At 64.0% G+C, this 23,219-nt stretch carries 24 protein-coding genes; 15 read left to right on the top strand and 9 right to left on the bottom strand.

The genetic code is table 11. From position 1 onward, the window contains the following. The first annotated feature begins 82 nt into the window (after positions 1–82). The 4 genes from AC1RZR_RS05380 (at position 83) to msrA (ending at position 2,508) form a co-directional block, all read left to right on the top strand. Positions 83–337 carry a DUF559 domain-containing protein gene (locus AC1RZR_RS05380; RefSeq protein ID WP_481829022.1) on the top strand — a complete coding sequence of 85 codons (255 nt, stop codon included), beginning with the start codon at positions 83–85 and terminating at the stop codon, positions 335–337. An 81-nt stretch (positions 338–418) separates the two neighbouring features. Continuing rightward, on the top strand, positions 419–1,117 hold the full coding sequence (locus AC1RZR_RS05375; RefSeq protein WP_481827876.1) for a DUF1223 domain-containing protein: 699 nt from the start codon (positions 419–421) through the stop codon (positions 1,115–1,117). Positions 1,118–1,249: 132 nt separating this feature from the next. After that, positions 1,250–1,636, top strand: a complete 387-nt coding sequence (locus AC1RZR_RS05370) for a hypothetical protein (protein ID WP_477268731.1) — start codon at positions 1,250–1,252, stop codon at positions 1,634–1,636. Positions 1,637–1,773: 137 nt separating this feature from the next. After that, entirely contained in the window at positions 1,774–2,508 is a 735-nt protein-coding gene (gene msrA / locus AC1RZR_RS05365) for a peptide-methionine (S)-S-oxide reductase MsrA (protein WP_481827875.1), read from the top strand. Between the two features lie 98 nt (positions 2,509–2,606). On the opposite strand, the gene AC1RZR_RS05360 is transcribed toward msrA, so the two are convergent. Together AC1RZR_RS05360 and AC1RZR_RS05355 are read right to left on the bottom strand one after the other, a co-directional pair. After that, on the bottom strand, positions 2,607–3,611 hold the full coding sequence (locus AC1RZR_RS05360) for a cytochrome d ubiquinol oxidase subunit II (protein WP_481827874.1): 1,005 nt from the start codon (positions 3,609–3,611) through the stop codon (positions 2,607–2,609). A 10-nt stretch (positions 3,612–3,621) separates the two neighbouring features. Continuing rightward, positions 3,622–4,983, bottom strand: coding sequence for a cytochrome ubiquinol oxidase subunit I (locus tag AC1RZR_RS05355; RefSeq protein ID WP_477268728.1), 1,362 nt, complete (start codon positions 4,981–4,983; stop codon positions 3,622–3,624). 363 nt (positions 4,984–5,346) lie between these two features. Between AC1RZR_RS05355 and AC1RZR_RS05350 the strand changes: the two genes are divergently transcribed. Both AC1RZR_RS05350 and AC1RZR_RS05345 read left to right on the top strand, forming a co-directional pair. Further along, complete coding sequence (locus AC1RZR_RS05350; protein ID WP_481827873.1) at positions 5,347–6,273, top strand: ABC transporter ATP-binding protein; 927 nt, start codon at positions 5,347–5,349, stop codon at positions 6,271–6,273. Beyond that, positions 6,270–7,031: an ABC transporter permease gene (locus AC1RZR_RS05345; protein ID WP_481827872.1), complete on the top strand. Its 762-nt coding sequence runs from the start codon at positions 6,270–6,272 to the stop codon at positions 7,029–7,031. The genes AC1RZR_RS05350 and AC1RZR_RS05345 overlap by 4 nt, the downstream gene beginning before the upstream one ends. 19 nt (positions 7,032–7,050) lie before the next feature. Here AC1RZR_RS05345 and AC1RZR_RS05340 read toward each other — a convergent pair whose 3' ends face one another. Continuing rightward, positions 7,051–8,088, bottom strand: a complete 1,038-nt coding sequence (locus AC1RZR_RS05340; protein WP_481827871.1) for a phosphatidylglycerol lysyltransferase domain-containing protein — start codon at positions 8,086–8,088, stop codon at positions 7,051–7,053. A 347-nt stretch (positions 8,089–8,435) separates the two neighbouring features. On the opposite strand from AC1RZR_RS05340, the gene AC1RZR_RS05335 reads away from it, so the two are divergent. After that, positions 8,436–9,626 carry a flavin-containing monooxygenase gene (locus AC1RZR_RS05335; RefSeq protein WP_481827870.1) on the top strand — a complete coding sequence of 397 codons (1,191 nt, stop codon included), beginning with the start codon at positions 8,436–8,438 and terminating at the stop codon, positions 9,624–9,626. Positions 9,627–9,786: 160 nt separating this feature from the next. Here AC1RZR_RS05335 and AC1RZR_RS05330 read toward each other — a convergent pair whose 3' ends face one another. Both AC1RZR_RS05330 and AC1RZR_RS05325 read right to left on the bottom strand, forming a co-directional pair. Continuing rightward, a complete protein-coding gene (locus AC1RZR_RS05330) occupies positions 9,787–10,011 on the bottom strand; it encodes a hypothetical protein (protein WP_481827869.1) in 225 nt (74 codons plus the stop codon). A gap of 131 nt (positions 10,012–10,142) precedes the next feature. After that, positions 10,143–12,146, bottom strand: coding sequence for a PhoX family protein (locus tag AC1RZR_RS05325; RefSeq protein WP_481827868.1), 2,004 nt, complete (start codon positions 12,144–12,146; stop codon positions 10,143–10,145). A gap of 319 nt (positions 12,147–12,465) precedes the next feature. On the opposite strand from AC1RZR_RS05325, the gene AC1RZR_RS05320 reads away from it, so the two are divergent. Both AC1RZR_RS05320 and AC1RZR_RS05315 read left to right on the top strand, forming a co-directional pair. Continuing rightward, a complete protein-coding gene (locus AC1RZR_RS05320) occupies positions 12,466–12,894 on the top strand; it encodes a hypothetical protein (protein ID WP_481827867.1) in 429 nt (142 codons plus the stop codon). A gap of 291 nt (positions 12,895–13,185) precedes the next feature. Next, positions 13,186–13,656 carry a hypothetical protein gene (locus AC1RZR_RS05315; RefSeq protein ID WP_481827866.1) on the top strand — a complete coding sequence of 157 codons (471 nt, stop codon included), beginning with the start codon at positions 13,186–13,188 and terminating at the stop codon, positions 13,654–13,656. Positions 13,657–13,771: 115 nt separating this feature from the next. On the opposite strand, the gene AC1RZR_RS05310 is transcribed toward AC1RZR_RS05315, so the two are convergent. Both AC1RZR_RS05310 and AC1RZR_RS05305 read right to left on the bottom strand, forming a co-directional pair. Further along, positions 13,772–14,434, bottom strand: a complete 663-nt coding sequence (locus AC1RZR_RS05310; protein WP_477268719.1) for a response regulator — start codon at positions 14,432–14,434, stop codon at positions 13,772–13,774. Further along, positions 14,431–15,822 carry a sensor histidine kinase gene (locus tag AC1RZR_RS05305; protein ID WP_477268718.1) on the bottom strand — a complete coding sequence of 464 codons (1,392 nt, stop codon included), beginning with the start codon at positions 15,820–15,822 and terminating at the stop codon, positions 14,431–14,433. The genes AC1RZR_RS05310 and AC1RZR_RS05305 overlap by 4 nt, the downstream gene beginning before the upstream one ends. A gap of 168 nt (positions 15,823–15,990) precedes the next feature. On the opposite strand from AC1RZR_RS05305, the gene AC1RZR_RS05300 reads away from it, so the two are divergent. The 5 genes from AC1RZR_RS05300 (at position 15,991) to AC1RZR_RS05280 (ending at position 20,137) form a co-directional block, all read left to right on the top strand. Then, on the top strand, positions 15,991–16,332 hold the full coding sequence (locus AC1RZR_RS05300; RefSeq protein WP_477268717.1) for a hypothetical protein: 342 nt from the start codon (positions 15,991–15,993) through the stop codon (positions 16,330–16,332). A gap of 14 nt (positions 16,333–16,346) precedes the next feature. Continuing rightward, on the top strand, positions 16,347–17,048 hold the full coding sequence (locus tag AC1RZR_RS05295; RefSeq protein ID WP_481827865.1) for a phosphatase PAP2 family protein: 702 nt from the start codon (positions 16,347–16,349) through the stop codon (positions 17,046–17,048). Between the two features lie 284 nt (positions 17,049–17,332). Continuing rightward, the gene (locus AC1RZR_RS05290; RefSeq protein ID WP_183446797.1) at positions 17,333–17,611 is read left to right on the top strand and encodes a helix-turn-helix domain-containing protein; all 279 of its coding nucleotides are present in this window, start codon (positions 17,333–17,335) and stop codon (positions 17,609–17,611) included. 63 nt (positions 17,612–17,674) lie between these two features. Further along, a complete protein-coding gene (locus AC1RZR_RS05285) occupies positions 17,675–19,411 on the top strand; it encodes a SulP family inorganic anion transporter (protein ID WP_481827864.1) in 1,737 nt (578 codons plus the stop codon). 183 nt (positions 19,412–19,594) lie between these two features. After that, positions 19,595–20,137, top strand: coding sequence for a hypothetical protein (locus AC1RZR_RS05280; RefSeq protein ID WP_477268713.1), 543 nt, complete (start codon positions 19,595–19,597; stop codon positions 20,135–20,137). Between the two features lie 195 nt (positions 20,138–20,332). Here AC1RZR_RS05280 and AC1RZR_RS05275 read toward each other — a convergent pair whose 3' ends face one another. Continuing rightward, the gene (locus tag AC1RZR_RS05275) at positions 20,333–20,977 is read right to left on the bottom strand and encodes a glutathione S-transferase family protein (protein ID WP_481827863.1); all 645 of its coding nucleotides are present in this window, start codon (positions 20,975–20,977) and stop codon (positions 20,333–20,335) included. 150 nt (positions 20,978–21,127) lie between these two features. Then, the gene (locus tag AC1RZR_RS05270; protein WP_477268711.1) at positions 21,128–21,742 is read right to left on the bottom strand and encodes a hypothetical protein; all 615 of its coding nucleotides are present in this window, start codon (positions 21,740–21,742) and stop codon (positions 21,128–21,130) included. 181 nt (positions 21,743–21,923) lie between these two features. On the opposite strand from AC1RZR_RS05270, the gene AC1RZR_RS05265 reads away from it, so the two are divergent. Then, a complete protein-coding gene (locus AC1RZR_RS05265) occupies positions 21,924–23,072 on the top strand; it encodes an amidohydrolase (protein WP_481827862.1) in 1,149 nt (382 codons plus the stop codon). Positions 23,073–23,219 lie beyond the last annotated feature (147 nt).

The raw sequence follows: 23,219 nt of genomic DNA, 5'->3' as shown, positions 1-23,219 counted from the left end.
CCCAGGGCGGTGGATCGGCGCGCAGCGCAGAGACGGATGAGGGGGTGCCGGACGGAACGCAACGGCCGGTTAATCTGCCACTATCCCGCATCAACCTGTCCCTCCGGCCAAACGCAGCTTTGCCCGTTCGCTCCGACGCGAAATGACAGAGGCGGAAGACAGGCTGTGGCATGAGCTGCGTGACCGCAGGCTCGAGCGGATGAAAATTCGTCGCCAGGTTCCAGCTTGGCACCGACGGCACTCCGTCCAACACCCCTCATCCGTCTCGGCGCTGCGCGCCGATCCACCTTCTCCCACAAGCGGGAGAAGGGAAACGAACCCGATCACAAACCGGTGAGCGCTGTAACGAAATCCGCGGCAGCGGCGAAGTGGGGATATCAGCGGCGCATCCGGGCGTCGCCACCCACGGAGCAAGCCGATGTCGGGATCCAGAAAGTTCGTCGCAGTGTCCAGCCTGGGAGCGCTTGCGCTGGCAGTGTCGCTTGGCGCGGCCGCTGCCCAGACGCTCACCGTGGTCGAGCTGTTCACCAGCCAGGGCTGCTCGTCCTGCCCGCCGGCCAATGCCAATCTGATCAAGGTCAAGGACCAGCCCGGCGTGCTGGCACTGTCGTTCAACGTCACCTACTGGGACTATCTCGGCTGGAAGGATACGTTCGGCCGCCAGGAGTTCACCCAGCGCCAGGTCACCTACGAGCCGCCGCTCGGCCATGACGGCCCGTTCACCCCACAGGTGGTGGTCAACGGCCATACCGATGTCGTCGGCGCCGCATCCGGCGAAATCCAGAACCTGATCTCGAGCGCCGGCCATATCAGCGGCCCGTCGCTGTCGCTTGATGGCGGCAAGGTCAGCATCGGCGCCGGTTCGGCGCCGGGTGGCCGGGCCGATGTCTGGCTGGTTAGCTATGCCAAGGGTGTGATCGAGGTGCCGGTGGCGCGTGGCGAAAACACCGGCCGCACCTTGCCGCACGCCAATGTCGTACATGCGCTGAAGAAGCTCGGCAGCTGGACCGGCACCGCGACGGCGCTGGATGTGCCGGCGGCCTCGGACGGACTGAGCACCGCCGTGCTCGTGCAGTCGCCAGGCGGCGGACCGATCCTCGCCGCCGCCACCAACTGAAGTTCCCCTGCGCATGATCCCGGAAAGGATCATGCGCAGACAACGGCCCGCGCTACGCCGCAAGAGCGGCGCCGCAACAGCCCGGCCACCGAAAGGTGGGCCATCAATGACCAACCCCCAAAGGAGACCATCATGACCACTTTCTCCCGCCTGACGCTGCCGGCGCTCGCTCTCGCTCTGTGCTCGACGGCACTGTTTGCCGGCGGCATCGCTCGTGCCGACGACGCGGCCAACGCCATGAAGCCCGCCGTCAATGCGATGAAGCCGGCGACCGATGCGATGAAACCGGCCGGCGCGATGGCGCCCGACGCGATGAGCACGAACGCGATGAAGCCCGCCGCCGACGCGATGAAGCCAGCGGCCGATGCGATGAAGCCTGCCGGCGCGATGGCGCCCGACGCGATGAGCACGAACGCCATGAAGCCCGCCGCCAAGGCCATGAAGCCAGCGGCCGATGCGATGAAGCCTGCCGTCGACGCCATGAAACCGGCAGCGGATGCCATGGCTCCGGCCAATTAGCGCGGTTTCCGGATTCGGTCCCGACCAGGGCTGAATCCGGACGCACGTGAAAGTGAGGCCTCGCCCACGACTCACCCGTCGCATGATCCACTCTTATCCAATAGACTCCACAGGATGGACGTCACAGGAGCTCAGCCATGACCGACATGCAAAAACCAGCTGCCAGATCGTCGAATGTCTTCAGGAGCGCGCTCGCAGCCCTCGCCCTTGCCGCCGCGGGCGCCGCCTTCTGGCTGACGCCGGCCGTTTCCGCGGAGGACGCGGTGGTGATCCCGCCGCCGTCGATCGATGAAAAGGCGGCCAGCGGCAGTGAAAAGGCAATCTTTGCCGGCGGTTGTTTCTGGGGCGTGCAAGGCGTGTTCCAGCACGTCAAGGGCGTCAGCAAGGCCGTCTCCGGCTACACCGGCGGCAGCAAGGATGAAGCCGTCTACGAGACGGTCGGCTCAGGCCGCACCGGCCACGCCGAATCCGTCGAGATCACCTACGACCCTTCAAAGGTCACCTATGGCCAGCTGCTGCAGGTCTATTTCTCGGTCGCCCACAACCCGACCCAGTTGAATTTCCAGGGTCCCGACTCGGGCACGCAGTACCGCTCGACGATCTTTGCCGAAAACGATGCACAGACGAAGATCGCGCAGAGCTACATCGCCCAGCTCGACCAGGCCAAGGTCTTCTCCAAGCCGATCGTCACCACGCTGGAAACCGGCAAGACCTTCTATCCGGCCGAGGACTATCACCAGGACTTCCTGACGCTGAACCCGACCTATCCCTACATCGTCTACAACGACCTGCCCAAGGTGGCGAACCTGAAGCAGCTGTTCCCGGCGCTCTACAGCGAGAAGCCGGTGCTGGTGCTGTCGGCCAGCAACTGAGCCGGCTTATCGAAGAGATATCGGCGGGACAGCGCGTCCCTCTGCCCTGCCGGGCAGAGGGGGTACCTCGCTGCGAAGGTCAGTGCTTTCAACCACTCTCAGTCGTAGGTCAGGTCAGTCGCCTTGCCGCCGAACACCCGGTAGGCATAGAACGAATAGAAGATGATGACCGGCAGCACGACCACGGTGCCGGCCAGGATGATGGCGAGGCTTTCCGGCGCCGAAGCCGCCTGCCAGATGGTCAGACGATCGGGCACCACGAACGGATAGAACGACCAGGCGAGCCCGGCAAAGCCGAGCGCGAAGATGGCGGCCAGCGTCAGGAACGGCGTCAGCGAATGGCGGTCGTCGGGCCTCGGCAGATGGAAGGTTTGCCGCCACAGCCACAGGAACAGCAGCGCCGACAGGATCGGCAGCGGCGACAGATAGAGCATCGACGGCCAGACGAACCATTTGTCGAAGATGCGCGGGCTGGCGAAGGGCGTCGCCAGCGACACCGCGGCCATGCCGAGCGCGGTCACCACCAGTGCGGTGCGCAGCCAGCGCACCGCCTTCTTCTGCAACTCGCCTTCGGTCTTGTAGATCACCCAGGCGGCGCCCATCGCCGCGTAAGCCGCGGCAAGGCAGAACGCCACCAGCACGCCGAACGCAATGCCGCCCAGGCCGACGTCGAGGCCGAGCACATAGACGCCCAGCATATAGCCCTGCGCCAGCGAGGCGATGACGGAACCCAGGAAGAAAATACGGTTCCAGCGATGCTTCTTGCCGCTCGGCACCTTGGCACGAAAATCGAAGGCGACGCCACGCAGGATCAGCCCGATCAAAAGCACGAACACCGGAATGTAGAGCGCGGACAGGATGACACCGTGCGCCAGCGGGAAGGCGACCAGCAGCAGGCCGACGGCCAGCACCAGCCAGGTCTCGTTGGCGTCCCAGAACGGACCGATCGCGGCGATCATCGTGTCCTGTTCGGCGTCCTCGGCGGCGGCGAACAGAATGCCGATGCCGAGATCGAAACCGTCGAGAATGACGTAGATCAGGATGGCGAGGCCCATCAGGCCGGCGAAGATCAGCGGCAGCAGGGTTGGCCAGTCGAAGGTCATTTTCTTCTCCTCACTCGCCCGCCGCCGGCTGCGACAGAGCTGCGTTCATCACGCCCGGCAGCGGCGATGAATCACCGTCCTTCGCCGCCTTCAGCGCCAGATGCACCAGCACGCCGAGATAGGCGATCAACAAGAGCACATAGAGAATGAGGTAGATCGCAAGCGTCAGCGCGACATGGCTGCCGGCCACCGGGCCGACGGCGTCGGCGGTCTTCAGCACGCCGGTCACCAGCCAGGGCTGGCGGCCGATTTCGGTGGTGTACCAGCCGGCCAGCGTCGCCAGCCAGCCCGATAGCGCCATCGGCACCATCAGCATGGCGAGCGGCTTCGGCAGGCTGTGCCGGCGCTTGAGGAAGAAGGCGGCCGACCAGGACACGGCGAGCATCAGCAGTCCCGTGCCGACCATGATGCGGAAGCTCCAGAAGATTGGGAAGACCGGCGGATGGTTGCCGGGATAGTCGTTCAGCCCCGGCACCACGCCGCTGATGCTGTGCCGCAGCACCAGGCTGGCGCCGTCGGGAATGGCGATCTCGAACCTGTTCTCCTTGGCCGCCTCGTCGGGCAGGGCAAAGAGCACCAGAGGCACGTTGGGGCCGGTGTTCCAGTTGGCCTCCATGGCGGCGATCTTTTGCGGCTGGTGCTCCAGCGTGTTCAGCCCGTGCTGGTCGCCGGCCAGGATCTGGATCGGGATCAGGATTGCGGCGGTGAAGACGCCGGTGCGCAGTGCCTTCCACATCGATTCCGAACGGTCGCCATTGAGATAGCGCAGCGCCGACAGGCCGGCGACCAGGAACGATACCGTCAGCCCGGAGGCGAGCAGCATGTGGACCAGCCGGTAGGGCATCGACGGGTTGAAGACGATCGCCCACCAGTCGACGGCGTGCGCCACGCCGTCGCGCATCTCGAAGCCGGCCGGCGTCTGCATCCAGGAATTGAGCGCGATGATCCAGAACGCCGAGAGGGTCGTGCCGCCGGCCACCAGCACGGTCGCCATCGTGTGGATACGGTTGGAGACGCGGCGGAAGCCGAACAGCATGATGCCGAGGAAGGCGGCTTCCAGGAAGAAGGCGGTGAGGATTTCGTAGGCCAGCAGCGGCCCGGCAATGTTGCCGACCTTTTCCATGTAGCCCGGCCAATTGGTGCCGAACTGGAAGCTCATGGTGACGCCCGACACCACGCCCATGGCGAATGACAGCGCGAACACCTTCACCCAGGTGAAATAGGCGCGCATCCAGGCGGAATCGTTTGTCGCGTTGTAACGGAGCTTGAAGAACAGCAGCACCCAGCCAAGCGCAATGGTGATCGTCGGAAACAGGATGTGGAACGAAATGTTCGCGCCGAATTGCATGCGCGACAGGATGAGCGGGTCCATGCTGGGCTCCGGCTGCTTCTAATGACGCAAGAATAGGCCTGTCGCGTTGGTCGGTCAAAGCGGCGTCCCGCCGCGAGGCGGAACGCCGCAGCGCTCGGCCAAGATGACGCATGCGCCGCAGAGCCCAGCCTATGCGCCAGTGGCCGGCGCCTCGCCAAGTGCATCCGCCGCACCGTGTTCACGCCGGACGGACAGCATGCCTGATCTCGGCCGTCTTCTGGTCATGAACGGACTGTAACCGCCGCCGCACTGGCCGTCCTGCAACGATTGTCGAGAACTGTCAGCAGCGGCACCGACTTGCGGTTGCACGCACCGACATACAGCCTATATCAGGGGACCTCTTTCAGGCAGCCGTTTTCAAACATGCCCTCCATCCTGTCCATTTCCGGGGTCTCCAAGACCTACGCCACCGGCTTCACTGCGCTCAAGGAAGTCAACCTCGATATCGAGCGCGGCGAGATCTTCGCGCTGCTCGGCCCCAATGGCGCCGGCAAGACGACGCTGATCTCGATCGTCTGCGGCATCGTCAACCGCTCGTCGGGCACCGTCACCGTCGACGGCCACGACATCAACAAGGATTACCGCGCCGCGCGCAGCCTGATCGGACTGGTGCCGCAGGAACTGACCATCGACGCTTTCGAGAGCGTCTGGGCGACGGTCAATTTCAGCCGCGGCCTGTTCGGCAAGCCGGCCAACCCGGTTTTCGTCGAGAAGGTGCTGCGCGACCTTTCGCTGTGGGACAAGAAGGACGCCAAGGCGATTACGCTGTCGGGCGGCATGAAGCGCCGGCTGATGATCGCCAAGGCGCTGTCGCACGAACCGCGCATCCTGTTCCTCGACGAGCCGACCGCCGGCGTCGACGTCGAATTGCGCCAGGACATGTGGGCGATGGTGCGTCGGCTGCGCGAGGACGGCGTCACCATCATCCTCACCACCCACTACATCGAGGAAGCCGAAGCGATGGCCGACCGCGTCGGTGTCATCAATCGCGGCGAGATCATCCTGGTCGAGAACAAGGCCGAACTGATGCACAAGCTCGGCCGCAAGCGGCTGGTGCTGGAACTGCGCAGCCCGCTGACGGCCATTCCGGAGGCTTTTTCGCGCTACGCGCTGGAGCTGTCGCCGGATGGCGGGCAGCTGACCTACACCTATGACAACCAGGCCGAGCGGCCGGGCGTCGCCTCGCTGATCCGCGACCTCGAGGCATCAGGCATCCAGTTCCGCGACATCGAAACGCAAAACAGTTCGCTCGAGGAGATCTTCGTCAATCTGGTGAGGAGAGAGCCATGAACCTGCGCGCAGTCTGGGCGATCTACCGGATGGAAATGGCGCGTGCCTTCCGCACCGTGCTGCAGAGCATCGTCTCGCCGGTCATCTCGACATCGCTCTATTTCGTCGTCTTCGGCTCGGCCATCGGCTCGCGCATCACCGAGATCGACGGCATCAGCTACGGCGCCTTCATCGTACCGGGGCTGATCATGCTGTCGCTGCTGACGCAGTCGATCTCCAACGCCTCCTTCGCCATCTACTTTCCGAAATTCGTCGGCTCGATCTACGAACTTCTGTCGGCGCCGGTCTCCTATCTCGAGATCGTCATTGCCTATGTCGGCGGCGCTGCAACCAAGTCGATCATTCTCGGCCTGATCATCCTCGCCACCGCCTCGCTGTTCGTGCCGCTCACCATCCTGCATCCGTTCTGGATGGTCGCCTTCCTGGTGCTGACGGCGGTGACCTTCAGCCTGTTCGGCTTCATCATCGGCATCTGGGCGAAGAGTTTCGAGCAGCTGCAGCTGGTGCCGCTCTTGATCATCACGCCGCTGACCTTCCTCGGCGGCAGCTTCTATTCGATCAACATGTTGCCCGGAATCTGGCGCACGGTGACGCTGTTCAACCCCGTCGTCTATTTGATCAGCGGCTTCCGCTGGAGCTTTTACGGCAAGTCCGATGTCGCGGTCGGCATCAGCCTCGGCATGACCATCGTCTTCCTGGCTGTCTGCATCGCGATCGTCGCCTGGATCTTCAGGACCGGCTACCGGCTGCGCAACTGAGGGGGGTCCCGCTCAGACCTCAAATGGCCTTGACCAGCCGCAGCAGCCCCAGCATCTCGATATAAGTCCCCTCGCGGAAGGCGATGTAGACCGGCTCTTCGACACCGTGGAAGCGGCGCTTGAACGCCGCCTGGCCCTGCAGGTTGAACCTGCGGCGGTTGACCCATGGCGACGAGTAGGCGCGCTGGAAGGTGTTGCGCCAGAAATCGCTTTCGGCAAATCCGCTTGGCCCGATGTCGACGAGCGGCGACAGGCCAAGCGTGACCACCGAGATGCCTTGCTCGCGGAAACGGTCGACGGCGAATTTGGTCAGGCCGATCTCGGCATGCGGCGAGGCGTCGATGTGCTTGCGCTTGAAAGCCGTGGTGTAGCCAATGACCTTGCCGTCGGCAAACAGGGGGTCGAAGTCGAGCAGGGCGATCAGCTCGCCATCGGGGCCATGCAGGACGAAACGGCGCATGTCGATGCCGAGATGGTCGGCGAACGGGCGGTTGAGAAAGCCCATCTCCCAGCGCTTGACGATGCGGTCGCCGCGCCAGTTTTCGGAGAGCCGGGCAATTTCATCCAAAAAGACCGTCCGTCTGTCCTCGGCGAACGAAAAGCCCTTCTTCAACAGCCAGCGCTCGGAATACCGCACGGTCTCGTTGCGCTTGCCGGAAAAATCATGGTCGGGCAGGTTGAGGCGGGTGTCGATGCCGAGACGATTGACCTTGTAGCCGAGCCCGGCCAGCACCCGCGCTGTCGGTTCGCCGATCTGCACGAACCACGGGCTGCCGGCGCTCTCGACGAAGCGTCTGATGTAATCGGGCCGCAGCAGTGGGTCCGCCACCGGATCGCCGAGCGCGAAATGATGCTTCATCTTGGTGCCGAAGGCGATGTAGCCGTCGGCATCGCCGAAATAGGAAAGCTTGTTTTGGACCGCGGTCGAATAGGCAAGCGAGAAGTCGCCATGGCGGCGCACGAGCGCCAGGCGCTCGACATGGGACAGCTCCTGCCGCGCCACCTTGGGTGCGGCGCCCTCAAGGATTTTGTCGAAATAGATCCGCAAGGAGGGCATGGTCGAGATTCCGGTGCCGCCTACAGCGCCGCGCGTCGAGGACGCGCAAAGGTGCTGTAACACTTTGATTCTGCGTATGACCTCGGAAATCTAACGCGATTTCGGGCATGCGCGTGGGGGATAACAGAGACCCGCCAGCCCCCCGAGGCCTCGAATCAATCACATTGCCGCGACCTGATTACCGCTGGTATCGCGCATATGCCATATAGTGCGCAACCGCGGCCCCGGCGTGTGGCTCGAAAATCGGCAGCGGTTTGTTATATGGATCCCTCCCTGCGGGGGATCAAACGGTTACAGCGTCCTGCGACGCTTTGGCCGCGACGGTCGAACAGGGAACTCGAGAGTGAATGGCTGATACGACAATCAGATGGGCGGCTGACCAGCCGGTGACAATTGAGCCGGCAATCGTCGTCGGCGCCGGTGCTGCCGGATTGGCCGTCGCGCATGCCCTGATGAACGCCGGCGTGCCGACGGCGATCCTGGAAAAGGAAAGCCGGCTGGCCGAGCCGTGGCACCGGCGGCACCGGCAGTTGCACCTCAACACACATCGGGATCTTTCTTCGCTGCCAGGTCTTGCCTATCCGCCGGGAACCCCTGCCTTTCCGCACAGGACGGTCGTCATCAGCCATATGAATGATTTCAGAGAGGAGAACCGGCTGCCGGTGCAGTTTGGCGTTGCCGTCGAAGAGATCGCCTTCAAGGGCGATCACTGGGCGGTGCTGACCAGCGCCGGACTGCGCCTGGCCCGCCATGTCGTCATCGCCACCGGGCGCGACAGGCAGCCCTTCATTCCCGAATGGAAGGGGATGAAGGGTTTCGCCGGCCGCATCATCCACGCGGCGGATTTCGGCGACGCGCAGGACTATGCCGGCAAGAAGGTGCTGGTCGTCGGCGCCGGCAATTCGGGCTTCGACGCTCTCAATCATCTGGCCGGCATAGACACGGCCGCCATCTGGCTGTCGGCCCGCAACGGCCCCGCCATCCTGCCCAAGCGAATCGGCAAGATCGCCGTGCACCGGCTTTCGCCGTTTATGGCGCGCTTGCCCTTGCGAGCCGCCGATGCGTTGATGGCAGCAACGCAGCGCCTGGTTTTCGGCGACCTGACCAAGTTCGGCATGCCGCCCGCTCCGTCGGGCGGCGCCAGCCGACTGACCTCGGACTATATCGCGATCGCTGCGGATGATGGCGCCGTCAGCGCCATCAAGGCCGGCAAGATCACCGTGGTGCCGGCCATACGGGATTTCATCCGCGACGGCGTGATCCTGGCCAATGGCAACCTGATCCACCCCGACATCGTCATTGCCGCGACAGGCTACCGCACCGGGCTGGAGCCCATGGTCGGCAAGCTCGGCGTGCTCGACGGCAAGGGCGTTCCGCTCTTCAACGGTGGGCAAGCCGATCCGAACTTGCCCGGCCTGTGGTTCACCGGCATGCGGCCAAGCATTCGCGGCTGCTTCGCCAATGCCGGCATCATGGCCAAGGCGATCGCCAAGCGGATTGCCGGCTCAGCCGGTGTGTCCCGCCAATCCGGCGCTTGACGCTGATTTCGGCGTGAGCGCGGCGAGATACCCGTCTTCACGCCTATGCCAGCAACGCCGCAGCCATAGGATTGTACGAGACCATCGGCTTCAGCTTGAGAAGCATGATGAATGCAGCTGTGGTTCGGCGCGCAGGATGAGCGAACCCGCTTGTCCGGCTTCAGGCCGACTTCGGTTCGAGCCGGCGGAAGCCGACGGCTTCCATCAGCATGTCCTCTTCGACCATACCGGCATTGTGCAGCGCTAGCAGGGTGAGAGCCAGTTCGCGCGCCTCGGCCGATTCGGGATGCGCTTCGCGCTGCCGGCAGGCTTCGTCGAACACACGTTGCAAGGTGGCGACTTCGGCAGGTTTGAGCAGGCCACGGTCATAGACGGACTTCGGCATGGCGATCTCCTGGTAAAGACCTAGGGCGCCCTGTGTAAATTGCCAATCTTTCCTGAGGCTTGACTGATTTCACACGAAAAGGAGGAGCCACGGGTCACCGAAGCCCCTCCTTCAGATTGCGAACCGGCGTTTCAGACCGCGATCTTGCCGCCGCCCTGTTTGGTGATGGCGACGACCGCCGGCCGCACCGGCATGTCGGGCTTGAAGTCGGGCCAGCGCGTCGACAGGTCCTCATAGTAGGACGGGCGGCCGAACGCTTCCCAGTCTTCGCCGCCGTCGCCCGGATGCTGGACGGCGACGAAGGCGGTCTGGTCATCGGGCGCAAACAGCGGGCCGCACATTTCGGCACCGATCGGCACACGGAAGAACAGTTTTGAGGTCGCCCGTGCCGACCCTTCGGTGTCGACCGCCCACAGGCCGTCGGTGCGGCCAGTGGCTTCCGGGCCCTGGCCGTCGGTGGCCACCCACAGGCGTCCAGCCGAATCGACCGCGCAATTGTCGGGCATGCCGAACCAGCCATTGGCCGTCGTTGCCGTCGAGAAGGTGGCGCCGACATCGGCAACCGCCGGATCGCCGCACTTCAAAAGCACTTCCCACTTGCCCGTGGTGGCAGCGAAATCGCCACCATCCTCGGCGATCTCGATGATATGGCCGAAGGCGTTTTCGGCGCGCGGATTGGCGGCGTCGATCTGGTCTGCCTTGCGCTTCGAATTGTTGGTCAGCATGACATAGACCTTGCCGTTGACGCCGTTGGGCTGGATGTCCTCGGGGCGGTCCATCTTGGTGGCGCCGAGCAGGTCGGCGGCGCGCCGTGTCTCGATCAGCACGTCGGCCTGGCTGGCAAAGCCGTTCTCGGGGGTCAGCGGGCCCTGGCCGAAGACGATCGGCAGCCATTCCACCGAGCCGTCCTCGGCGAACTTGGCGACATGCAGCGTGCCGTCGTCGAGCAGATCCTTGTTGGCGGCGCGGTCGTTCGGATTGAAGGCCGCCTTGGTGACGAACTTGTAGGCATAGTCGAAGCGCTCGTCGTCGCCGAGATAGAAGACCACGCGGCCATCCTTGGCGACGATCGATTCTGCGCCCTCATGCTTGAAGCGGCCCATGGCGGTGCGCTTCCTCGGCGTCGAGGTCGGATCGTTGACGTCGACTTCGACGATCCAGCCGAAACGATTGGCCTCGTTCGGCTCCTTGGACAGGTCGAAACGGTCATGGTGTGCCGCCCATTCATAGGCGCCTTCGGGAATGCCGAGGCGCTTGTAATTGGCGGCTTCCTTGTGGCCCTCGGGCAATTCGCCGGAGAAATAGCCGTGGATGTTCTCCTCGGCCATCACATAGGTGCCCCAGGGCGTGACGCCGCCGGCGCAGTTGTTGATGGTGCCGAACACCTTGGTGCCGGACGGATCGGCGTTGGTCTTGACGCGGTCATGGCCGGCAACTGGACCGGACAGCGCCATTTCGGTGTTGGAGGTGATGCGGCGATTGAGCCTGCCGTCGCGCACCACCTTCCATTTGCCGCCGTCCTTGCGGATCTCGACGATGGTGCCGCCATGCGCGGCCATCTCGACATCGACCTGCTCCTTGCTGAGCGGCGCGACGTCGGCCGATTTCTTGCCGTCCTTCTCGACGATCTTCACGATGCCGGGGAACATCAGATGCGGGGTGGTGTATTCGTGGTTTACGACCAGCAGGCCGTGTTCGGCCGAGCCGTCGATCGCGATGTAGCCGACATAGTCGTTGTTGTAGCCAAACTGTCTGGACTGCGCTTGCGCCGTCTGTCTGGTCGGGTCGAACTCCGGCGAATCGGCAAACAGCGGATCGCCCCAGCGCAGCAGCACATCGGCATCGTAGCCCGGCGCGACATGATGCTTGTCGTCGATGCCGGCCTCCAACTCGTCGAACGCGAAGGCCGAGCCTTCGGCGGCCCGGGCCTGGTCGGCGCTGACCAGCGCCAGTGGGCTGACGGTGGCGGCAATGGCCGAGACGGCCAGCGAGCCCTTGAGGAAACCACGCCGCGAGAACCGCGCGGCGATGATCTCGCCCATGGTGCGGTTGTCGGTGGGATTGGTGGCCGGGCCGTCATTTTCCTCAAGCAGGCTGGTGCGGAATTTGGCGTCGGGGGAGCGGTGTTCGGTCATCGGGCTTGCCTCTGGCTTAGGGTGGCTGGAGCGGGTTGCCTGTTCAACCCCTTATAGTCGCCGGATCACATTTTCGTGACACCAAGGACCCTTCAGCCGCAACAGGCATTGCGCGCCGTTGGCCAAGCATTCTGCGAGCAGCAGGAAGCGCTGGGACAAAGGTCCCTTGTCAGACCCGGCAAAGGTCCCTTGGCGGCATCGCATCGGTCGTGGGCCGGTTACGCGAGGCGGCGATGTCGGCGATGGTCGGCCGCTTGCGAACACCGGCCCTGAAATCCGCCTGCCTGAATCCGCCGGCCCGATTGAAGAGGAGACCAGGATGCGCAGATCGATCACGATCCGTTATTGCTGGCTGGCGCTGAGGGCGACGTCGGCATTGGCGCTGGCCGTCGCCCCCTGTCAACTCGCTTTCCACGGCGCGGCTCCTGGCATCGTTGCGGCAAGCGCGCATGCCAAGGATGGCGGACAAGGTGGCGGCAGCGGCGGGATTGGCAACAGCAACAACGGAAACGACGGGGATGGCGGCAATTCCGGTCCCGGCGAAGGACACGACGATGCTGGGCGTCATGTCAATGCGGCAACCGGCGACAGGGTCGAAGTGGAAGGCGACAAGATCGAGGTCGAGCATCCCGACGGCATCACGGAGGAGATCGAGAACGGTCGCTTCGAGATGAAGGATGCACTCGGCCGCACGATTGTCGAACGTCCGGCGACGGCGGACGACATCAGTCGTCTCCAAGCTTTGTGAAGGTTTTACAAGTCACCTCCGCCGCCCCCGGCGGAGGTGACTTGATGTTCGGCGTCTGCCGCCGCTCGGCGTCAGGAAAGCCAGTTTCCCGTCGGCGATGGCGGTCGCCGCCGTTCATAGAAGGCATTTATTATCACACTCTTGGGACTTTAGTCCAATCTTGCGCTTGCAAAGGTCCTAGGTGACAAGCGCAACGGTCGGATGCGGCTTTCGGGGATCGTTTCTTTCGGCGATGCTGCTGCAACTGCAACGTCGACGGTGGGCGCGCCAGCTCAATCGACGGAGATCAGGATGCACAGATCGACCACGCCCCGTTGTTGCCGGCTGGCACTCAGATCGGCAGCCGCGCTGGCGTTGATCATCGCTCCCTATCAGATTGACTTCCACGGCTACGCCCCGGGGATCCACGCCGCGAGTGCACAGGCCGGCAAGGGCGGTGGTGGCGGCGGCGGAAACGGCGGCGGGGGCGGTGGCGGTGGCGGAAACGGCAATGGTGGCAACAGCGGCGGCAACAGCAGCGGCGGCAACGGCAAGGGAAACAGCGCAGGGGCCGGCAAGGGGCAGAACGACAACGGCCATCATGTCAACGCCAAGACCGGTGACGAGGTTGACGTGGACGGCAACAAGATCACGGTCCAGCATCCCGACGGCATAACGGAAACGATCGAGAACGGCCGTTTTAGGATGGAGGATGCGCTCGGGCGTACGATCATCGATCGCCAGGCCACGCCGGCGGATGTCAGCCGCCTCAAGGCCTTGTGAAGTCGGCCAACAGGCAACGGCCGGCTTCACACGTCACCTCCGCCGCCCCCGGCGGAGGTGACCTCGTTTTTGTCCGGCGTCACCCGGTTTTCCAGCAGTGCGCTGACGGAAGCCTCTACGAATGGTTCCGGTCTCGGTCGCGCGCCTCACGCATCATCAAGGCGGCTTCAGTGCGGTTTCGCACGTTGAGTTTCGAGAGCACGCCGGTCATGTGATGCTTCACGGTCTTCTCTTGCAACGCCAGCCGCAAGGCCACTTCCTTGTTGCTCAGCCCCTCCGCCACCAGCCGCAGAATTTCTGCCTGTCGCTCGGTGAGTTGCCGCAGCCGGTCCTCTATGCCGTTGGTCGGCTGCAGGGACTGGAGATCCGAAAGCAGGCGGGCCGACAGCGTCGGCGAAAGATAGCTTTCGCCGGCCGCCACGTTATGCAGAATGTCGGCCAGCGCGCGCGACCCGATACCTTTGAGGACATAGCCACGCACCCCTGCATTCAGGGCCCTGGTCACATCGGCATTGGCCTCCGAAACGGTCAGCATGACGATCTTCTGGGCGGGATGGCCGTCAAGGATGGCCGCAACTGCGGCCAGACCGCCGCCCGGCATGGAGATGTCGAGCAGCAATATGTCGGGCTGTATCGTCGAGACGATGCGTTCGGCATCCTGCGCAGTGGCACCCTCGCCAACCATCTCGAAGCCTCCGAGTTCCGTCAGGCTGCGCGTCACGCCTTCGCGGAAGAGGGGATGATCGTCGATAATGGCGATACGAATGGCACCAATCATGCTTGCTCCTCGACCGATAAACGGATCACCAATCGCGTGCCTTGCGGCCCGGTCACGGTTTCGAACTGGCCGCCAATACTTTCAACCCGCTCTCTGAGGCCAGCGAGGCCAAGCCCCTCGACCCGTGCCGGATCGAAGCCTGGCCCACCGTCCGATACTTCGACAAAGAGCCTGCCACCTTTCATCCCGGCAGTCACCGCCTGATCCTTGCCTCGCCCGTGGCGATAGGCATTGTTCAGCCCTTCCTGCACGAAGCGGTAAATGCTGATCTTCTCAGAGGCGCCGGGCTCTCGCAACTGTCCGGCCAGCGTGAGTCTCACGGACGTTCCCGTCCTCGCCTCGTGTTCGTTGACGGCCAGCCGTAGAATGTCCGTTGCGGCAGCCGTCTCTATCTGCGGCAGGACGAGGCCGGTGCAGATACCGCGTATTTCGCGCATCGCATCCTCCAGTGTCTTGCGGATCATCGCGACCTCGGTCGTTCGGCTTTCGCTTGAATGGCCATCGCCGGAAAATACCGGACTGTCCATGCGCAGCGCCGCCAGCGCCACAAGTTGGGCCGGACCGTCATGGAGGTCGGCGCCGATGCGACGCAGGTAGCTTTCGTTGAGCGCGGTGGCGCGGCGGGACGCCCGCTGCACGCGCAGCCGCAAGGCGCTGTTTTGCGCCACCAGGCCCTGCAACTCCGACACCTGGCGGCGCAGCGCCCCGCGCTGATCGTCGATGGTGCGACTGCCGCGCAAGACTATGCCGGACAGCAGCAGAAATGCCGCCAGGGTGGCACTGGCCACGATCAGCCAGCTTGACAGGAGAGCGGAAGCCAGTGTGGCTTTGAAGTCGTCGGCGATCTCATAGAATTCGGTGACGGCCACCACTTCGCCGGACCAGGGCTCGCGCACGGGATTGTAGATCTCCAGCAACGGCACGCCGATCGCCTGTTCCTGGCTTTCGTTCTCATCGAACGTATCGAATTGGGCGACGACGTTGCCCTGGAAGGCGGACCGCAGACCGACGCTCGGATCGAAGCGGCGGCCAATCAAGGCCGCCTCCTTCGCATAGAGTACCGTGCCGTCACGGCGCCAGAGCCTGAACGACACGATGCGCTTGCCGAGCGCGCCTTGGCCAAGCGTTTCGTCGAGCGCCTGCTTGACGGAGTCGCTGAGCTCCTGGCTCTTGCGCAAGTCGGGCAGCAGCGGCGCAATCACGCTGTCGACATAGAGGGCCGTCGTGGCGGCTGAATTGCGCATGACGCCTTCCCGGATCTGTGTCGTCACCCAGGCGCCCACCACCAGCATGACGGCCAGCAGGCCAAAGCCGCCGGCAATGACGAATTGCAGGGCAAGAGAAAGCTCGCTCCAGCGCCGCGCCAAGTCTTGAAAAAAACGAATCATGGCCCCCTGACCGCCCTTCAATCGATAGCTGGGCGATGCCAGCACATTGAGCTTCCCTCTTGCTGTTGCCAAGACCTACGTTTGATCAACGTCGCTTGACGTCCCGGCGCGCTTCGGAAACAAGGTCCGCGAGACACGCGGCGCGAGCCGCTTCGAGAGGGGTGGGACGTGAGCTTTTCGGGGTTGCTGCAGCTTGGTTTTTCGACGGTGATCTTCCTGCTGGCGGCGACGGCGGCCAAGCAATGGGGTCTGGCGCCGAGCCTCGGCAAGATCCTGCTGACGCTGGCGCTCTATTCGCTGGGCAATCTGGTCATGCTGCGGCTGATCCGCGAATTCGGCATGTCGGTGTCGTTCAGCCTCTCGGCCGTCATCCAGCTGGTGTCGGTGAATGTCGTCGCCCTGGCCTTCTTCGGCGAGCGCGTCAACGCGCTGCAGGCGACCGGCATCGTTCTGGCGATCGCCGCCGTGGCGCTGATCACGCTCGGGCCCTATCTGCAAGGGCGGTTGTAACAGGCGAGTTGCCGATGAAGAACGCCGCGAACGCTTTCATGAACCGGGTCGAATTCCCGGTGCTGCTGGCCGGTCTGGTCATCGCCGGCTGCCTGTGGGGGTTCGAGGAGCTGATGGAGGTGGCGCGGGCCACCACGCCGCACGCCTTCGACACCGAAATCCTGCTCGCCTTCCGCCAGCCGGGCCGCCCGGGGGTGCCGATCGGCCCGCTTTGGCTGGAGGGCGCGATGCGCGACATCACCAGCCTTGGCAGCTCAGCCGTGCTGGTGCTGATCACGGCAGCGACGATCGTCTATCTTCTGTTGATCCGCCGGCCGGCGACGGCGCTGCTCATCTTCGTTGCTGTGGCGGGCGGCCAGGTGCTGTCGAGCCTGCTGAAGCTCGGCGTCGACCGGCCGCGGCCCGAGCTGGTTTCGCATCTCGTCAACGAGACGTCGCTCTCATTCCCAAGCGGGCATGCCATGCTGTCGGCGGTGACCTATCTGACCCTCGGCTCGCTGGCGGCCCGCTTCCTGCCAGGCCGGGTGACGAAGATCTATGTGTTGTCGCTCGCCGTGCTGACGGCGGTGCTGGTCGGCGTCAGCCGCATCTATCTCGGCGTCCACTGGCCATCGGATGTGCTGGCCGGCTGGTGCGCCGGCTTCGCCTGGGCGATGCTGTGCTGGCTGGCGGCGCGGGCTCTGCAACGATGGCGCGGGCAGGGCGATAGCGCCTGACCGGTCGCCGTCAGATAAGCCTGTTGATCAGGTGTCCGCAGCCCGTCAGCAGGAAAACCACCGACAGCAACCATGCCGATCTCATGATGGTCCTCAAGCTAGTCAACCGCGTTACCCCCCTGCCCCAGATGGAACATCTCTAACTCGCATTCCTCAGGAAGTATCTGAAAAAATGGTCATGCAGGCAACGGCAGTTACGTCTCAAACATTCCTATTGATGCTTGAAACATCACAATGATGGTATTATACGCTAGATCTGCAGACTCAGACGGGGATTTCGGCCGATGATCACTGCCGCGCAGATGCGCGCCGCAAGGGCGCTGGCCGGCATCGATCAGAAGACGCTCGCCGAACGCGCCGGCGTTTCGCTTCCGACCATCCAGCGCATGGAGGCGAGCGACGGCGTGGTCAGGGGCGTGGTCGATACGCTGATGAAGGTCATCCAGGCTCTCGACGAGGCCGGGGTGGAACTGATCGGCGAGAACCAGACCAGCGAGCGCGGCGGCAGGGGCGTGCGCCTCAAGCCAGTCGTGCCGCCAGATCCGAAAGCTGAGCCGGCATAAAGTCGCGACGGCGACCGCCGACAGTCCTGCCGACGATCCCGCCGCCTTCTGGAGCCGAAGGCCATGGATCAGACACAGCGGGCAGTGCATCAACCGGCCCAGAAGTCGGCCCAGAGGTCGGCAAAGCCGACATTTTCCGAATTGTTCACGCCAAAACTGGTGACGGTCTGGCGCGAGGGTTACCGCCTGCCGCAGTTCAAGGCCGACTTCATGGCCGGCCTGACCGTCGCTATTGTCGCGTTGCCGCTGTCGATGGCGATTGCGATTGCCTCGGGCGTGACGCCGGAGCGTGGCCTGTTCACCGCCATCGTCGGCGGCTTCATCGTCTCGGCGCTGGGGGGCAGCCGCTTCCAGATCGGCGGGCCGGCCGGCGCCTTCATCGTGCTGGTAGCGGCAACGGTTCAGCGCGAAGGCGTCGACGGGCTGCTGCTGGCGACAATGATGTCGGGCGTCTTCCTGCTTGCCATCGGCTATCTCCGGCTTGGCACCTACATCAAATTCATCCCCTATCCGGTGACGGTCGGCTTCACCGCCGGCATCTCGATCATCATCTTCTCCGGCCAGATCGTCGAACTGTTCGGACTGAAACTCGGCCGGCCGGAGCCCGGGCCGCTGCTGCCGAAACTGGTGGCGATCGGCGAGGCGGCCGGCACGCTCAACATCTCGGCGACGCTGGTGGCGGTGCTGACCATCGTCACCATCGTCGCGGTGAAACGCTGGCGGCCGGGCTGGCCGGGCATGCTGATCGCCGTTGGCCTCGCCTCGCTGGTGGTGGCGCTGCTGGCGCTGCCGGCGGAAACGATCGGCACGCGCTACGGCGGCATTCCGCGCAGCCTGCCGTTTCCGGCGCTGCCGGCGCTCAGCCTGGACAAGGCAATCGCCGTGCTGCCGGACGCCGTCGCCTTCGCGCTGCTCGGCGCCATCGAATCGCTGCTGTCGGCGGTCGTCGCCGACGGCATGACGGGACGTCGGCACCGTTCCAATTGCGAACTGGTGGCGCAAGGCTTCGCCAACATGGCCTCGGCCCTGTTCGGCGGCATCTGCACCACCGGCACCATCGCCCGCACCGCGACCAATGTGCGGGCCGGCGCGCACGGGCCGGTTTCGGGCATGCTGCACTCTGTCTTCCTGCTGGTCTTCATGCTGGTGGCCGCACCGCTCGCCAGCTACATCCCGCTTGCCGCCCTTGCCGGCGTGCTGGCGGTGGTCTGCTGGAACATGTTCGAGAAGCAGGCCTTCGCCACGCTGCTGCGCGCCTCGCGCGGCGACGCGCTGGTGCTGCTGGCGACCTTCTTGATCGTCGTCTTCCGCGACTTGACCGAAGGCATCGTCGTCGGCTTCGCGCTAGGCTCGATCCTGTTCATCGACCGGATGGCCAAGTCGATTGCGGTGGAGGCGGATTTGCCACTGGTGCAGGACGATGTCGCCGACAGCAGCGGCCGCGCCTATGATGCCAGCGAGGCCAGCGACGCGGACACCGTCGTCTACCGCATTTCGGGCGCCTTCTTCTTCGGCGCCGCCTCTACCGTCGGCACCGTGCTCGACCGCATCGCCGACCAGCGCAGGAATTTCATCCTCGATTGTTCCGCGGTGCCGTTCTTCGATTCGACGGCGGCCAATGTCATCGAGGGCGCCGCGCACAAGGCCAAGCGCGCCGGCGTCCGCTTCATCATATCAGGCGCCTCGCCGCAGACACGGCGCATGCTGATCAACCACGGCGTCAAGCGGCCGCTGGTGACCTACGCCGCCTCGATCCGGGATGCACGGGCGCAGCTGAACGGGAAATTGGAGACGGAATAGCAAGCAGGATCTGCCGGCCGGTGGTTGCACCATCAGCATGAATCACCCGCCCTACATTAGGGCCAGCTAACGCTTCATTGTCCGGAAGCATGCGATCTGCTACTGTTTTGCTACCGACAAACGGCTCTGGATAGCCGCGCGTCCGACATCATGCACAAGACCAACTCAAACCGGAGAACGGCCATGAAACGGCTTCTGACGGTCGCTGCCCTTTTGGCGGCGAGCAGTTTGTTTGCAATGCATAGAGCAGCGGCCGATGATGCTGCGATGATCAAGAGCGCTGAATCCGCCGCGCCCGCCACAGTGGGAAGCGGCGCTGCGATCTACGCCATGGATGAGAAGGGTGCCATGCGCACGCTGCGCGAGGGCAAAAACGGCTTCTGGTGCATGCCGGACAGCCCGTCCACGCCTGGTCCCGATCCGATGTGTGGCGATGCCAACTCCATGGAATGGGCAATGGCCTGGATCGAAAAGAAGGAACCGCCCAAGGGCAAGGTCGGCTTCATGTATATGCTGTCCGGCGGCACCGACGGCAGCAACACCGACCCTTATGCGACGAAGCCCGAGGAAGGCAACAATTGGGTAGAGACCGGCCCGCACGTCATGATCGTCAACGCAATGGACATGATGCAGGGCTATCCGACGGATCCCAAGCCTGACACGTCCAAGCCATATGTGATGTGGGCGGGCACTCCCTACGCACATCTCATGATCCCGGTTAAGTAGCTGAACAGAGCGCCACGCGGGCGCAAACGCGACGGAGCATTCCCGCTCAAGACGATCGCGGCGGTCAAGGCTGAACTGAAGCGCGTGGGCTATTAGCCGCCGCGGAGGTCGTAGAATGCTGCCGTGGTCGCCTCGCTTGCCGGCACAAATTGTCCGCCGGTTGAATGTCAACTTTCGAACCCACAACCGCGTTCATCAGCCAGTCGATGCGGCAGTGAAAACCGCCAATTGAGCGTCGAAAGCACGCCTGAAGGCGGGCCGCGCTTCGCCGCGGGCGACATAGGCGGCGAGGTTCTGATCCAGCAGGCCCGATCCGTTCAACCGGCGCAGGACACCCACCATCACGAGGTCGCCCGCGCTGAACGCACCATCGAGCCAGTCGGCATCACCCAGGCGATTGGAAAGCTGGCTCACCCGGTCACGGATGCGCTTCTCGACAAGCAGCAGACGCTGCTCGTACCAGATCTCGTCGCGCTCGAGGAACCTCGCGGTTTCCCGTTCAAGGATCGGCGGCTCAACCGTGCTGAGCGCGGCAAACATCCAGGTGATCGCGCGCGCCCGGGCATCGGCATCATCCGGCAGCAGGCCCGCATGGCGCTGCGCGATATGGAACACGATCGCGCCCGACTCGAACAGAGCGAGATCGCCGTCTTCATAGGTCGGAATCTGCCCGAAGGGATGCAACGCACGATGCGCGGGCTGCTTCATCTCGGCGAACGAAACAAGACGAACGCTGTAGGGCTGGCCCACTTCTTCGAGCGCCCAGCGAACACGCATGTCACGTGCCTGTCCCCTGCCGCGGTCGGGCGAGCGCTCAAAGGCTGTGATGGTGGGTGTCATTGGAAGGCTCCGGGTGGTTGCTCGGTGAGGTGTCCAGTTCTTGCTTGCCCACAGGACGAACGACCGGCATGATTTCCGACAACCAGGCTGCTTTTTGCCGACTGTTTCGTCGCTCGAACCCGAGTGCCCCCGGCTCCGCTTACGACCGCGCTAGCGCAGCAGTCCCTCGTCTTCGAACGCGTCCCAGCCTTCCAGTCTTGGCCGTGCGGTATCTGCTTCGCGGGCATTCCTGGCATCGGCGGTCTTGCCCTTTCCTGCACGCGTCAGCGCCGCCTTTCCGGCCGCGCGCCGCCTGTTTTCAGCGGCTTCCCGTACGTCCTCCTCTCTCCAGATGGCCGGCAGGTCGCGATCCAGGACGTCCTCGATGTGTCGCGGGTCGAAGACGTGGAAGGTGACGGCCTTGGCTCGGCCGCGCAACTTGACGGTGCGCGTGCCGATGCTGGGCAGGCGACCGTCCTTGAGCCATTTGTGACGCTCTCGGGCAGAGATCGTCAAAATGTCCTCCGCCTCGCGCGGAAGCACGGGCAGTTCCTCGATGCCGTGCAACGTCCTCAAGATTTTCGCCGAGGCCGCGCTGAACTCAGCCGCCGCGGCTTGCGGCATACGCAATGCAATGTGCCCGGCCTCGGCCTTGACGCATTTGCTCGCGGCCCACGGCAGACGTGCCCGTATCTCGCGTTCGATCCCCTTCACACGCACCGACGACCCAAGCGTCGCCGATGGCGGTAGCGGCCATTCGGCAATCAACAGCGGGGGTTTACTCATGCTTTGCCCGGACGTTACCGGTCCAACCTACGATTCCGGATGCAGAATTCAACTCAGCCTACGCTTTCCGGTTCCTCAATGTCGATTTCTGTTCCGAAAATGCCGCATGTATCGGCGAGCTTTGACGACGCCGGGAGAACTGCGCATGCTATGCAGAATTGAGCCTGAGCGGAGAGGAAAATTGACCCTGACCAATCGAGACGTCGTCGAGCTTACGGCGTGGCGGCGCAAGCTGCACCAGCATCCGGAAATCTCGAATGAAGAGGAGAGGACCGCCAGGGAAGTCGTCGACTTCCTCGCCGATACAAGGCCGGACGCGGTGCTGACCGGATTGGGTGGGCACGGCGTGGCGGCGATCTACGAAAGCGGCAAGCCGGGACCGACCGTGTTGTTCCGCTCGGAACTCGATGCGCTGCCGATCCACGAACTTTCGGGCGCGCCCCATTCATCACTGGTGCCAGGCAAGTCGCATATGTGTGGCCATGACGGACACACCGCGATCCTCGCGGCACTTGGCCGCCAGCTGGGGCGCGAGAGGCCGGCTCAAGGGCGTGTCGTGCTGATGTTTCAGCCGGCGGAAGAAACCGGCAATGGTGCTGCCGGCGTCGTCGCCGATCCGCGCTTCGGCGCGATCGCGCCGGATTTTGCGTTCTCATTGCATAACCTGCCCGGCGTGCCGCTCGGCGAGGTCCGGCTCAAGACGGGCGTGGTGAACTGTGCCTCACGCGGCATGCGCATCGTGTTGGAGGGGAAGACCGCGCATTCGTCCATGCCCGAGACTGGCATCTCACCCATGATGGCTGTCAGCCAGCTGATGCCGGCACTGCCTGCGCTCGGGCGCGGAACCTTCGCCGACGACGAATTTAGCATGGTGACCGTCACGCATGCCACGATGGGTGAAGCCGTGTTCGGCATCGCGCCCGGTCATGCCGAGGTTTGGGCGACGTTGCGCACCCGGCGCGACGACCGCATGGCCAGCCTGTGCGCCGCTGCTGAATCGCTGGTCACTGAGATCGCTGGCCAGCATGATCTTGCTGCTCGCTGGGGCTACCACGAGATCTTCGTTGCCAGCGTCAACGCACCGGAGGCGGTGGAGCATCTGCGGCGAGCGCTCGATGAGGAGGGCGTCTCGCACGGAGAGGAAAACCTGCCGATGCGCGCTTCGGAAGATTTTGGCGTGTTCGGCCACACAGCGGCGTCGGCGATGTTGTTTCTTGGTGCGGGCGAACGGCACCCGGCGCTGCACAATCCCGACTACGACTTTCCGGACGACCTGATCCCGATCGGCTCGAGGGTATTCATGCGCACAGTGCGCAACCTTCTGGCTTGACGTCAGCCATGTCACAGCAAGTGCAGAAACCCCGACATTCCGCCGGCTCGTAGGGACATCGTTCGTGGCCTGGGGGCGGAACATCAGATGGCCTGAGTGCATTCTATGTTCGTGGGGCGCCGCCGAGGCCGACTGTGAACCGCCCCC

This window comes from Mesorhizobium bavaricum (genome assembly GCF_056781655.1).
This window is presented reverse-complemented; position numbering and strand designations above follow the sequence as displayed.